Source organism: Streptomyces sp. GL_141, from assembly GCF_057834385.1.
In genome coordinates this window covers 2,918,627-2,931,840 of record NZ_CM174402.1, presented here as the reverse complement: position 1 = coordinate 2,931,840, position 13,214 = coordinate 2,918,627, and the positions used below count along the sequence as shown (strand labels likewise).

Annotated in this window: 10 protein-coding genes; 8 read left to right on the top strand and 2 right to left on the bottom strand. The window is 73.4% G+C overall.

Going from position 1 to position 13,214, the window contains the following annotated elements; translation table 11 throughout:
• Nucleotides 1-98 precede the first annotated feature (98 nt).
• From AC3IX6_RS12385 to AC3IX6_RS12365, 5 genes are all read left to right on the top strand, one after another.
• Nucleotides 99-2,156 (top strand): FAD/NAD(P)-binding protein, encoded by a 2,058-nt coding sequence (locus AC3IX6_RS12385; RefSeq protein ID WP_489370165.1) that lies wholly within the window; start codon nt 99-101, stop codon nt 2,154-2,156.
• Nucleotides 2,153-3,643 (top strand): nitrosuccinate lyase, encoded by a 1,491-nt coding sequence (locus AC3IX6_RS12380; protein WP_489370164.1) that lies wholly within the window; start codon nt 2,153-2,155, stop codon nt 3,641-3,643. Before AC3IX6_RS12385 ends, AC3IX6_RS12380 begins: the two co-directional genes overlap by 4 nt.
• Nucleotides 3,644-4,010: 367 nt before the next feature.
• Complete coding sequence (locus AC3IX6_RS12375; protein ID WP_489371426.1) at nt 4,011-5,141, top strand: type III polyketide synthase; 1,131 nt, start codon at nt 4,011-4,013, stop codon at nt 5,139-5,141.
• Nucleotides 5,142-5,170: 29 nt separating this feature from the next.
• Nucleotides 5,171-6,136, top strand: a complete 966-nt coding sequence (locus AC3IX6_RS12370; protein WP_489370163.1) for a methyltransferase — start codon at nt 5,171-5,173, stop codon at nt 6,134-6,136.
• A 398-nt stretch (nt 6,137-6,534) separates the two neighbouring features.
• Complete coding sequence (locus tag AC3IX6_RS12365) at nt 6,535-7,566, top strand: AfsR/SARP family transcriptional regulator (protein WP_489370162.1); 1,032 nt, start codon at nt 6,535-6,537, stop codon at nt 7,564-7,566.
• A 71-nt stretch (nt 7,567-7,637) separates the two neighbouring features.
• Here AC3IX6_RS12365 and AC3IX6_RS12360 read toward each other — a convergent pair whose 3' ends face one another.
• Nucleotides 7,638-9,554 carry an FtsX-like permease family protein gene (locus tag AC3IX6_RS12360; RefSeq protein WP_489370161.1) on the bottom strand — a complete coding sequence of 639 codons (1,917 nt, stop codon included), beginning with the start codon at nt 9,552-9,554 and terminating at the stop codon, nt 7,638-7,640.
• Between the two features lie 109 nt (nt 9,555-9,663).
• On the opposite strand from AC3IX6_RS12360, the gene AC3IX6_RS12355 reads away from it, so the two are divergent.
• Complete coding sequence (locus AC3IX6_RS12355) at nt 9,664-10,947, top strand: sensor histidine kinase (protein ID WP_489370160.1); 1,284 nt, start codon at nt 9,664-9,666, stop codon at nt 10,945-10,947.
• 14 nt (nt 10,948-10,961) lie between these two features.
• Entirely contained in the window at nt 10,962-11,603 is a 642-nt protein-coding gene (locus tag AC3IX6_RS12350) for a response regulator (RefSeq protein ID WP_489371425.1), read from the top strand.
• A 41-nt stretch (nt 11,604-11,644) separates the two neighbouring features.
• Here the strand turns inward: AC3IX6_RS12350 and AC3IX6_RS12345 are convergent, their stop codons facing one another.
• Nucleotides 11,645-12,664 carry an SMP-30/gluconolactonase/LRE family protein gene (locus tag AC3IX6_RS12345; protein WP_489370159.1) on the bottom strand — a complete coding sequence of 340 codons (1,020 nt, stop codon included), beginning with the start codon at nt 12,662-12,664 and terminating at the stop codon, nt 11,645-11,647.
• 77 nt (nt 12,665-12,741) lie between these two features.
• Between AC3IX6_RS12345 and AC3IX6_RS12340 the strand changes: the two genes are divergently transcribed.
• Nucleotides 12,742-13,179: a MarR family winged helix-turn-helix transcriptional regulator gene (locus tag AC3IX6_RS12340; protein ID WP_489370158.1), complete on the top strand. Its 438-nt coding sequence runs from the start codon at nt 12,742-12,744 to the stop codon at nt 13,177-13,179.
• Nucleotides 13,180-13,214: the final 35 nt, after the last annotated feature.

Genomic DNA, 13,214 nt, shown 5'->3' with positions numbered 1-13,214 from the left:
GCGCGGCGGCAGCAGGACCCGGCTGCCGCCGCGCCGCCACGGCCTGCGTCCCTCGCCCGTACGTCCCTGACCGAGCCGGAACCTGTGTTTGAGGAGTGTTGGTGCTTACGGTCTCCCTTGTCGGCGCGGGGCCGCGCGGTTTCGCGGTCCTGGAGCGGCTCTGTGCCAACGAGCGCAAATCCCCGTCCCATCGAGCGGTGACCGTGCACGTAGTCGAGCCGCACGCGCCGGGCCCCGGACGGGTGTGGCGCACCGAGCAGCCGCGCCAGCTGCTGATGAACACCGTGGCCTCGCAGGTCACCGTCTACACCGACCACAGCGTGCTGATGGACGGCCCCGTCGAGGAGGGCCCCAGCCTGTACGAGTGGGCGGCCGGGCTCGCCCGCGACGCCGAAGAGCCCGGGGTGCGCGGCCGGTTCCCCGCCGAGGCGCTGGCCGAGGCGCGCCGGCTGGGCCCGGACGACTACCCCACCCGCGCCTTCTACGGCGTCTACCTGGAGGACGCCTTCCGCGCGGTGACCGCGAACGCGCCCGGGCACGTCACCATCGTCGAGCACCGCACCCGGGCCGTGTCCCTGACCGACGGGGCCGGGTACGGCGGTCCGCAGACCCTGGAGCTGGCGGACGGCACGCGCCTCACCGGCCTGGACGCCGTGGTCCTCTCCCTGGGTCACGTGCCGGCCAGGCCCACCCGGGGCGAGAGCGCGCTCGCGCGGGCCGCCGCCGCGCACGGGCTGACGTACATCGCCCCCGCGAACCCGGCGGACGTGGACTTCTCCGTGGTGGCACCGGGCGAGACGGTCTTCGTCCGCGGCCTGGGCCTCAACTGCTTCGACGTGCTCGCGCTGCTCACCGAGGGTCGCGGCGGCACCTTCGCGCGCGAGGGGGAGGCGCTGCGCTACCGGCCCTCGGGCCGCGAGCCGCGGATCGTCGCCGGCTCCCGGCGCGGTGTGCCGTACCACGCGCGCGGCGAGAACCAGAAGGGCCCGTACGAGCGCCACGAGCCGCGGCTGCTCACCCCGCAGGCCATCGACCGGATGCACCGGCGCGCGGCGGACGGCGAGCGCCTGCACTTCCTCACCGACCTGTGGCCGCTGATCGCCAAGGAGGTGGAGGGCGTCTACTACGGCGCCCTGCTGGCCGCCCGGGGACGGGAGCGGCAGCGCGCGTCCTTCGTCGAGCACTACCTCGCCGCGCCGGACCCCGAGTCCGAGGCCCGGCTCCTGGACTCCGCCGGCATCGCCGCGGAGGACCGCTGGGACTGGGAGACACTGGCCCGGCCCTACCGGGACCGCGCCCTGCGCGACCGCGCCGAGCACCGCGCCTGGCTCCTCGGCCACCTCGCCGAGGACGTGCGCCAGGCCAGGGCCGGCAATGTGCACGGACCGCTGAAGGCCGCCCTGGACGTCCTGCGCGATCTGCGCAACGAGATACGCCTGGCGGTCGACCACGGAAAGCTGGAGGGCGCCTCCTACCGGGACGACCTCCAGAGCTGGTACACCCCGCTCAACGCGTTCCTGTCCATCGGGCCGCCCGCCTCGCGCATCGAGGAACTGATCGCGCTGATCGAGGCCGGAGTCGTGGAGGTCATGGGCCCCGGCGTACAGGTGCACGTCCCGCCCGCGGACGGGGAGGGGGACGCGGCTGCGGATGCGCATGCGCATGCGGCCGTGGCCGTGGACGACGCCCGAGGCGCGGGCCCGGCGGTGTTCACCGTCACCTCCGACGCCGTCCCCGGGCCCCCGGTGGCCGCCACGGCCCTCATCGAGGCCCGGCTGCCGGAGCCGGACCTGCCGCGCACGGCGGAGCCGCTGCTGCGGGACCTGCTGGAGAGCGGGCAGGCCGCCCGCCACCGCATCGAGGGCGCCTGCGGCACCGCGTACGAGACCAAGGGCCTGGCCGTCACCGAGCGCCCCTACCGGCTCCTCGACGCCGGGGGCCGGGCCCACCCGCGCCGGTTCGCCTACGGCGTGCCCACCGAAGCGGTGCACTGGGTGACCGCCGCCGGAAGCCGCCCCGGGGTCAACTCCATGACGCTCGGCGACGCGGACGCCATCGCCTGCGCCGTGCTCGCGCTGCCCGCCGCCCCCGAGGCGGCCCGTCCGCCCGGGCAGTACCGGCACTCGTCCTCCGATCCCGTCGAGGTGAACGCATGACAGCCGACGACCGAGCGAGCGCGCCGGGCACGGCGCCGGCCGGGTGCGGCCCCGACTCCGGGCTGCTGTCCCCGGTCCGGGCCGGTACGCCCGCCGAAGCCGCCACCTCCGACCTGGCCTGGCTGCAGGCCATGCTCGACGCGGAGGCCGCCCTCGCCCGCGCCCAGGCCAAGGCCGGCAGCGTGCCCGCCGAGGCGGCCGCCGTCATCAGCCGCGCCGCACGGGCCGAACGGCTGGACCTGCGCGCACTCGCGCTGGTCGCGCGGGAGACCGCGAACCCGGTGGTCGGACTGGTCCGGGAACTCACCCGGCTGGTCGCCGCCGAGTCCCCGGAAGCCGCCGAGTTCGTCCACCACGGCTCCACCAGCCAGGACGTCTTCGACACCGGCGCCATGCTGGTCGCCGACCGTACGCTGCGGCTGGTCCGCGCGGACCTGGAACGGTCCGCCGCGGCCCTGGCGGACCTCGCCGCCCGGCACCGTGACACCGCCATGGCGGGCCGCACCCTCGCCCTGCACGCCGTACCCACCACCTTCGGCCTGAAGGCGGCCGGCTGGCGCAGGCTGCTGCTGGACGCCCGGGACCGGGTGGCCGCCGTGCTCGACGGAGGCCTGCCCGTATCGCTGGGCGGAGCCGCCGGCACCCTCGCCGGATACCTGGAGCTCGCCCCGCCCGCGGAGGGCGGCGACTGCGGCGACCACGGCAGCTACGGCGACCACGGCAGCTACGGCGCCTACGCGGACCGGCTCCTGGACGCCTACGCCGCCGAGACCGGCCTGGCCCGCCCGCCGCTGCCGTGGCACGCGCTGCGCACCCCGATGGCCGATCTCGCCGCCGCCCTGGCGTTCGTCACGGGCGCCCTGGGCAAGATCGCCGTGGACGTGCAGTCGCTGACCCGGACCGAGGTCGCAGAGGTCGCCGAACCCGCGGTGGAGGGGCGCGGCGCGTCCTCGGCGATGCCGCACAAGCGCAACCCGGTCCTGGCCACCCTGATCCGCAGCGCCGCACTGCAAGTGCCCCTGCTGGCCGCCGGGGTGACGCAGTGTCTGGTCTGCGAGGACGAGCGCTCGGCCGGGGTGTGGCACGCCGAGTGGCAGTTGCTGCGCGAGTGCCTGCGCCTGGCCGGCGGCGCCGCGCACACCGCCGTGGAACTGACCGGGGGACTGGTCGTACGGCCCGAACGGATGCGGGAGAACCTGATGCTGACGGGAAGCCAAGTGGTATCGGAGAGGGTGTCCGCCGTCCTGGCGCCCCGGATCGGCAAGGCCGAGGCGAAGGAACTGCTGACCCGGGCCTCCGCCGAGGCGGAGGCCACCGGCGGCTCGCTGGCCGACATCCTGGGCGCGCTGCCCAAGGTGAAGCGGCACCTGACGGATGCCCAGATCGTCCGGCTGCTGGATCCGGAGGGGTACACCGGCGCCGCGGCGGCCCTGGTGGACCAGGAGCTGGCCCGCGCCGGCGGGATCCCGCCCGCGCGGGCGGAGTAGACGCAGACGCAGGAGGCGCAGCAGGCAGGACGCCGCCGGGACCTCCCGGCGGCGCGCGGAAGCCCCGGCCGGGGGCGGAGGACCTTCGGGGTCGCCGTCCACGGCCGGGGCTCCGTCGTTCCCGGGGGCCGCCGGGCGGCGAGTTTCGGCCAGTGCGTCCGGCGGGGGCGCCCCCCGGTCCCCGTCCGCAGGGGGAAAGGCCAGGCGAAAGGCCCCGGAGAAAGGTCCGGCCGAATGGTCCGGTCGAAAGGACCCGGGGAAGGCAAGTCACCGCCAAGCCAGTAGCAAGCGCCATACGCGATGTTGGGGAACGTACACGCTGTGAGGGCAGCAGAAATTCTCTACATCAGAGAGATAGATGCCAGGTATGCCAATTCTATGTAAGCCTTCGGTGAGCGTGCCGGAACACATCATCACGATGGAAGACACTCTGGCATTCGCCAGGGAGGCGCACGCGGGCAAGCCGCAGCTTCCGCTGGCCCTTCGACTGATAGAGAACACGGGGGTGCGCAAGCGTCACCTGGTCCAGCCGATCGAAAAGACGCTGCGCCACCCCGGTTTCCAGGAACGCAATCGCATCTACGAGATCGAATCGAAGAAGCGGTGCCCGGAAGTCATAGAAAAGGCCCTGGAGGACGCGGGCCTGGTGGCGACGGACATCGACGCGATCATCTACGTCTCGTGCACCGGGTTCATGATGCCCTCGCTCACCGCGTGGCTGATCAACGAGATGGGGTTCCGCTACGACACGCGGCAGCTCCCCATCGCGCAGCTCGGCTGTGCCGCGGGTGGTGCGGCGATCAACCGCGCTCACGACTTCTGCGTGGCGCACCCCGAGAGCAACGTCCTGATCGTCTCCTGCGAGCTGTGCTCGCTGTGCTACCAGCCGGATGCCGACGACGTCGGCTCGCTGCTGTCGGACGGGCTGTTCGGTGACGCGGTCGCGGCCGCGGTGGTGCGGGGCAGCGGCGGCGCCGGCGTCCTGCTGGAGCGCAACGCCTCCTACCTCATTCCGAACACCGAGGACTGGATCTCGTACTCCGTCCGCGACACCGGATTCCACTTCCAGCTCGACCGCCGAGTGCCCGGAACGATGGAGCCGATCGCTCCTGTGCTGGGCGACCTGGCCACGCTCCACGGCTGGGACATCGGCGATCTGGATTTCTACATCATCCACGCCGGCGGGCCCCGCATTCTGGACGACCTCGCCAAGTTCCTCAACGTGGACCGGACGGTCTTCCGGCACAGCTGGTCCACGCTGACGGAATACGGGAACATCGCCAGCGCGGTCGTGTTCGACGCCCTCCGCCGGCAGTTCGAAGAAGCCGAGCGGCTGTCGGCGGGATCCACCGGCGTGATTGCCGGATTCGGTCCCGGAATCACGGCCGAAATGGTCCTGGGGAGCTGGGTTCCGGCCGCCCCGCAGCACGTGGAAGCGAAGCCGGCCGTCCGGTCGGTGCCGCGTCAGCTCTCGGGAAGCATGGTGGGGACGGCATGAGCAACGGCCAGCCGACGTCGGATCGGATCATGGGGCTCATCACGGGGTACTGGGCGACCGGCATCCTGGGCACGGCGGCGCACTACTCCCTGTTCACGCACCTGGAGGACGGTGCGACCTCCGCCGCCCACCTGGCCGACCTCGCCGGGATCTCCGAGCGGGGCGCGCAAGCCCTCCTCGACGGCCTGGTCAGCATCGGCCTGGTCGAGGTGGACGGCGGCGACTACCGCAACACCGCCGAGGCGTCCGCCTTCCTGGTGGACGGCCGCGCCGCATCGCTGAGCGGGTTCGCCCAGCTCAAGATGGGCCACATGGGCAGCCTTTCGGTGCTTCCCGAGGTCGTCCGCGCCGGCGGCCCGCTGACGGACGCCGTGGTGGAGGTGGCCGACAACCCGCACTGGGAGCAGCTCGTCCAGGCCATCGCCGCGCAGTCGGTGCCCGTCGCGAAGATCGCCGCCGAGACGCTGCGGCTGTCGGAGGCCGGGGAGATCTCGATCCTCGACATCGGCGGCGGCTCGGGCATCTGCTCGGGCATCTGGCTGGAATTGAACCCCGAGGCGCGCGCGACCCAGCTCGACTGGGAGCCGATCAACTCGATCGCCCGCCGGCTGCTCACGCAGCGGGGCGTCGCCGATCGCGTCGGTTACATCGACGGGGACTTCCACACCACCGGGTTCGGCGACTCCGCGCACGACATCGTGATGTACTCCAACATCGCCCACCAGGAAGGGGCGGAGGACAACATCGCGATCTTCGCCAAGGCGCGCGGTGCCCTGAAGCCCGGCGGTACGCTCGTCGTCTCCGACTACATTGTCGAGGACGACCGCAGCGGCCCTCCCTTCGCGCTGACCTTCGCCTCGGAAATGCTGCTCAAGAGCCGGCACGGGGGCACGTGGAGCCGTGCCGATTACCACGCCTGGCTCACCAAGGCCGGCTTCGCTGAAATCACCTTCCAGAGCACGCCTTCGCCGACCACGCTGATCTTCGCGCGGTAGTCGGGGACCTTATTGCGGAGCGCCGGTCGGAGGGGAAGCGGAATGGACCCCACCCCGGCGCTCCGAGCATGATCAGTGACGAGTAGAACGTCATCGTGCCGGGGAGTGCGGGATTCCGAACGTTGCCCGGATCTACCTTTCTGGCATATGCCTTCCGGCTGGCTAAAGTTCAACTCACGAGATTTTCAGCGGGGGTTGTCATCCTTGATCGCCATGCTGGATCCTTCCTGGTGCAGAGGTGACGACACTCGTCATCCGGCTGAGGCCGGGACGTACGCATCTTTCGGGGGAGCTTGATGAGTACAGAGGCAGTGAACGAAGAAATTGATTTCGGTGTGTTGACCGCAGACCTCAGGGCCGACGGTAGACGTGGTACGGACATTGTCGTCGGACAGCGATTGGGAGGCAGGAGCACGCGCAGCGTCGCCGAGCTGGAGCGGGAAGTACGGGAACTCCGCCAGGCGAACGAGACGCTGAAGATGTACTTCACGATGGCGCTGGAGCTCGATCTCCAGTCCCCGCCGCCCGCCGCCGTCTTCGAGATGGCCCGCGAGCGGGCTGGTGCGCACGCCGTCGCGCCCCAGCCCCCCGCTCCGCGGCCACACGGCGGAGTCCGGTGGGCGCAGGAGGACCCGGAGGAAGCCGGGGACGTACCGCCGACCAAGGTCGAGTTCCGGGTCCTGGGCCCGATCGAGGCCACCATCGGCGGACGCTACGTGGACCTCGGGGCCACGAAGCAGCGGGCGGCGCTCACCCTGCTGGTCAGCCAGGTGGGCCAGCCCGTATCGGTCGACGTCCTGGTGGAAGCGCTGTGGGACGGTCAGCCGCCGCAGTCGGCGATCTCCTCGCTGCACGCCTACATCGCCAACCTGCGCCGGGTGCTGGAGCCGGACCGCGCGCCGCGCAAGCCCGCGAAGGTACTGCGCACCCGGGGGCGCGGCTATTTGCTCGACAGCAGTGTCGTCGACGTGGACGCCCACCGGTTCGGCACATGCGCGACCGCCGGCTGGCAGGCGCTGGACCGGTGTGACCCGCAGCGGGCCCTCGGTGAGTTCGAGGCCGGGCTCGCCCTGTGGCGCGGGGAGGCGTACGCGGAAGTCTCCGATGCCACCCACGTGTCGCCCGAGGTGGTGCGCCTGGAGGAACTGCGCCTGTCGGTGGTCGAGGGCCGCTGCGCGGCACTGATCGCCGTGGGCGCCCACGAAGTGGCCGTCTCGGAACTGGCGGGCTTCACCCAGTCCCATCCGCTGCGCGAATACGGCTGTGAACTCTTCAGCCTGGCCCTGTACCGGGCCGGACGTCAGGCCGACGCGCTCTCGGTGCTGCGGATGCACCAGCGGCGCATGGCCGAGGACCTGGGGATCTCGTCGAGCCCCGCGCTCCAGCGCCTCGAGGTCGAGATCCTGCGCCAGGCCCCGACCCTGGACTGAGCCGCGACGGCCCGGGCAGCCCGGGTGGCCCGGGCAGTCCGGGTAATCCAGGCAGTCCGGGCCGTCCGGCCTCAGGCCGAGGCCAACTCGGCACCTGTACCGGGTACTTCACCCGACCGCGCCCTGCGCCGCCCTGTCCGGCGGCGCAGGGCGCGGGCCGCGGGCAGCAGGGTGCACAGGGCCGAGAGCGCGGCGCAGACACCGGCGACCGCGCCCATCTCGAGCCAGGGGACCACCACCGGCGAGTCGACGCCGAGGACCGCGAGGGCGGCGCGCATGCCCGCCAGGTTGACCGCGGTGACCGCCGTCCCGAGGACGGCGCCGACCGCGGCCGCAAGCAGGGATTCGGCCGTCGTCACCGCGAGGACCTGGCCCCGGGTGGCCCCGGCCAGCCGGAGCAGGCGCAGGTCGCCGGCCCGGTCGGAGGTGGCCATCAGCAGGGTGTTGGCCAGCGCGATCGCCGTGTAGAGCAGGGCGATGCCCAGGACCAGGACGTAGCCGAGCACCGTGAAGCGGTTCGTGCGCGGGTGCGTCGCCGTCAGCCACTCCTCCTTGGTGTGGGCCGTGGCCCCGTAGCGGGCCGCCGCCGCCCGGACCGCGGAGGCCGCGGACGCGGGAGCCCTGACCTCGATGCGCGACACCTCGGCGCCGGGCGCGTTGCGCGGGGTGACGTAGGCCCCGTTGTTGCCCGTGCCCGTCCGCATCACGGCCACGATCCGCAGCCGGGCGGCGGTGCCGTCCGCCCGCCACAGCGGTACCGAGTCGCCCACCCGGTGCTGCCACCACTCCTCCGTGACGATGATGCCGCCGTCGTCCAGGTCCGCGACCGAGCCCGCCACCACCGGCAGCCGCGAGACCTCCGCCAGCGCCGCCGGGTCGACCGCCGAGGCCTCCGTCGGCACCTTCACGAACCCCTCCTCCAGCACCGTCAGCCGGGTGTCGGCCACCGCGAGGGCGCTCGCCGCCGGGACGCCGGCGAACCCCCGTCCCGCCGCCTCGTACGGCAGCCGCCCACCGGTCAGCACGTAGTCCGCGCCGGTGCGGGCGCGGGCCTCCACCGTCTTGGCCTCCTTCAGGGTCCCCGCCGATCCCAGCAGCGATCCGGTCAGCGCGACCATCACCAGCACCGGCGCCGCCACCGCGGCCGTCCGGCGGATCCCGGCGGCGGCGTTCGCCCGCACCAGCCGGCCCGCGTAGGAGGTCAGCCGGGCCGGGACCCACATCAGCAGCCGTACGACGGGCCGTACGAGCACCGGCGCCAGCATCCCGCACGCGGAGATCAGCAGCATCGGCTGCACGGTGTACGTCTTGCGCTTGAGCAGCTCGCCCGGGTCCGACCCGAGCCGCCACCCCAGGAGGGCGACCGCGCACAGCAGCAGCCCGCCCCCGGTCACCCAGCGCCCTGGAGTCATGGGCCGCTCGTCGGTCACCGCCTCGCGCAGCGCCTCCAGCGGACCGACCCGGCCCGCCCGCCGGGAAGCGGCGTACGCACCGCACAGCGCGACCAGCAGCCCCGTCCAGAACGCCGTGTGCAGCGGCCAGGCCTGGTCCCCGATCGCGTACCCGGCGGGCGCCAGCCCCTGCGTCACCGTCCAGCGGGCCATCAGCGGAGCACCCGCCCGGCCCAGGGCGATCCCGGCCGCCGACCCGGCCAGCCCGACCGCCGCCGCCTCCGTCATCACGAGGCGCCGCAGCTGCCCCGGCGTCGATCCGGCCAGCCGCAGCAGCCCCAGCTCACGCCGCCGCGCGGCCACGGCGTAGGAGAAGGTCGACGCCACCACGAAGGCCGCCACGAACGAACTCACCCCGCCCGCGGTGCCCAGCATCGAGTTGAGGCCCACCACGTCGGCCCCCGGCGGCAGCGCCGCCGAAGCGGCGAGCCCCAGCCCCATGACCGTCATCAGCGCGACCCCCAGGGCCACCGCCACGAACGTTCCCACCTGTGTCATCCAGCGCCGCCGCAGCGACCTCAACGCGATCTTCAGCATGGCTCCCAGCCAACCGGCCGCACGGCCCCCGGTCAGCGGGGCAGGGGTGAGTACAAGGGGTATGGCCAGCCCTACCGCGCCGCCCGCAGCCGCCGCCTACGGTGGACGCATGCCGCTCTCCCTCCCCGCGCCGGGCCGGTACCTGCGCACCGCCCGGCCGTGGCGCGCCGCCGCCTACCTGCTCACCGGCGGCATCGCCGGCGCCCTCGCGTTCACCGTGCTGACCCTGCTCGCCGTGTCCGGGGCGGCGCTCGCCGTCCTCCTCGTGGGGCTCCCGCTGCTCGCCGCGCTCGCGCTGGCCGGCGTACCGTTCGCGGCCGTCGAGCGCCGCCGGCTGCGGCTGATCGACCCCGGCTCCGCGCCGCTGCCCGACCCGCACCGCGACCCGGACCGTACGGGGCTCGCGGCATGGGCCCGCACCCGCTTCGGCGAGCAGGCGACCTGGCGGGAACTGGGCTACGCGGTGCTCGCCGCCACCCTGCTGTGGCCGCTGGAACTGCTCGCCGTCGGCGCCGCGTTCCTGCTGCCCGCCGACCTCCTGGCCACGCCGGTCCTGCTCGCCCTCGACGGGCAACAGGCCAACCCCCTCAAGATCCACGGCATCACCGGCTACCCCGAGGCCCTGCTGTGCGCCGCCGTCGGCCTGCTCCTCCTCCCGCTCTTCCTCTACGGGCTCGGCGCGGTGGCGGCCGCCCGCGCGGCCCTGGCCCGGCTGATGCTCGGACCCGGCCCCGGCGACCTGGCCGTCAAGGTCACCGAGCTGACCAGCTCCCGGGCCCGGCTCGCGGCCGCCTTCGACGCCGAACGGCGGCGCATCGAACGGGACTTGCACGACGGCGCGCAGCAGCGGCTCGTGGCGCTGTCCATGACCCTGGGCCTGGCCCGGCTCGACGCCCCGGCCGGCAGCCCGCTCGCCGCGCAACTGGCCGCCGCGCACGCCGAGGCCGGGCTGGCGCTGACTTCGCTGCGCGAGCTCGTCCACGGCATCCATCCGCAGGTGCTCAGCGACCGGGGCCTGCCCGACGCCGTCGCCGACATCGCCGACCGCTCGCCGATCCCGGTCGACACCGACTTCGACCTCCCCGGCCGGCTGCCCGAACAGGCCGAGTCCGCCGGGTACTTCTTCGTCAGCGAGGCCCTGGCCAACGCGGCCAAGCACAGCGGGGCGGGCCGGATCACCGTCACCGGCCGGCACGACGGAACCCTCCTCACCGTGGAGGTCGCCGACGACGGCAGCGGCGGCGCGGACGCGGGGCGGGGGAGCGGACTGACGGGGCTCGCCGACCGGGTGTCCGTCGTGGACGGCAGACTGACCCTGACGAGTCCTCCCGGAGGTCCGACCCTGCTGCGTGTGGAGATCCCTTGCGTCCCGAAGGAACCGAAGATCCGGTAAACCCCCCGGCGGGGCTGCGCGTGGTCCTCGCCGAGGACTCCGTGCTGCTCCGCGAGGGCCTCGTCGGCCTGCTCGCCCGCTTCGGCCACCGCACGGTGGCGGCCGTCGGCGACGCGGCCGCGCTCGAAGCGGCCGTCGCCGAGCACCGGCCGGACATCGTCGTCACCGACGTGCGGATGCCCCCGGACCACACCGACGAGGGACTGCGGGCGGCCGTGCGGCTGCGCGAGACCCGGCCGGACCTGCCCGTCCTGGTCCTCTCCCAGTACGTGCAGCGTTCGTACGCGGCCGAGCTGCTCGACTCCGGCGACGGGACGGCCGTCGGGTACCTGCTCAAGGACCGCGTCGGGCAGGTGGAGGAGTTCCGCGACGCGGTCGCGCGGGTGGCGGCCGGCGGGACCGTCGTCGATCCCGAGGTGGTGCGCCGGCTCATCAGCCGCCGGCGCGACCCCCTGGAACGGCTGACGGCCCGCGAGCGGGAGGTCCTGGCCCTGGTCGCCGAGGGCCACTCCAACGCCGAGGTGTCCCGCCGCCTCACCGTCTCGGAGGCGGCGGTGGGCAAGCACATCGGGAACATCCTGATGAAGCTCGACCTGCCCCCGGCGCAGGAATCCCACCGCCGGGTCCTCGCCGTCCTGGCCTACCTGCGGGGCTGACGGGCCCGCTGTCCGGATCCGCCGTCCCGGCCCGCCCGCGGTCAGAACCCGCGGACCGAGGCGACCGTGAACGCGGTCGGCGCGCCACCGGTCGGCGGCAGCGGACCGCCGTCCTTGTCGAACTGGGACCGGACCACCAGGGTCCGCCCCGGTACCCGCGCCAGCGTGGTCGGGATCTGGAGCGCGGGGTCCGTGACGGTGCGCACCAGCCGGGCCCGCGTGCCGTCGGCCGACATCTGCCAGCGGCTCAGGGTGTTCCGCGTGTTCTGGGCCGCGCGCAGCACCCCGCCGGGGGCGAGGTCGAGTCCGTCGGCGGTCTTCAGGCCCCCGCCGGTCAGGACCACGCGGGACACCGCCCCGGAGACCGGGTCGATGCGGTACAGCTCGCCGGCCGTCATGTCGACGGTGAGCAGGAACCGCCCGGCCGGGTCCGCGGTGATGCCGTTGAGGCTGAAGCCGCCCGCCGGGGAGGGGGTCAGGTGCCCGCTCAGGTCGTACGCGGGCAGCAGCGGGCCGGAGCCGGTGGCGAGTTGTTCCGGGGTGACCCGGTAGACCACCGCGCGGACGCTGTCGGTGAGGTACGCGGTGCCGTCCGGGGTGACGGCCAGGTCGTTGAGGAAGCGCGGCCCGCTCCCGGGTATCTCGAAGTGGGCCAGCCGCGCCCCCGAGCGGGTGTCGTGGACCGAGACGCCCGAGGTGGAGTCGGTCACCCAGAGCCGGCCGTGTCCGTCGACCCGCAGTCCGTTCGCGGTGTGGCGGCCGTCGGTGCCCGGGGGCAGGAAGACCTCGGCGGTGCGGGCGCCGGAGCGGGCCCGGTAGACGGCGCCGTTCGTGTAGGAGCCGACGTAGACCGTGCCGGTGCGGGGGTCGGCGGCTATGCCCTCCGGGAAGACCCGCTCGCCGGGCAGCGCGAAGGCCGTGGAGATCTCCGTACGGACATCCCGGCCGGCGGGGGCGTCGCCGGCCGAGGCCGTGGCGGCGGGGGCCGGTCCGAGGGTCAGGGCGGCGGTCAGGGTGAGCAGGGCGGCGGGCAAGAACTTCTTCGCCGGCTTCTTGGTCATCGGACGTCCTCTTCTCTCTGGATGGGCACGAATGTAAGTTAGAGCTCTAATGCACGCAAGGGCTTTATGATGCGTGGATGACCTCCATGCCCGCCGAGGAGCGCATCGGCTCCCACCTCAAGCGCGCCGAGCAGGCGCTCCTCGGGGCCAAGAACACGGCGGTGAAGCCGGCCGCAGTAACGGTTCCGCAGTACGCCGCCCTGCTCTGGCTCTCCGAGAAGCCCGGGATCTCCGCCGCCTCGCTCGCGCGCCTGTGCGGGGTGACGCCGCCGACCATGAACACCGTGCTGAAGAACCTCGCGGAGCGCGGGCTCATCGAGCGGACCCCGCACGAACTGCACCGCAACGTCCTGGAGACCCGGCTCACCGACGAGGGGCGCTCCGCGATGGAGCTGGCCGACGCGGGAGCGGTGGCGGTGGAGCGGGCACTCGCCGCCGAGTTCAGCGGCGAGGAGCGGGAGTTGCTGATCGGACTGCTCGGGCGGTGCGCGGGCGTCCTCGACGCGCTGAGGTGAGGCACACGGAAAAATTCGGATCATGATTTTGCGCT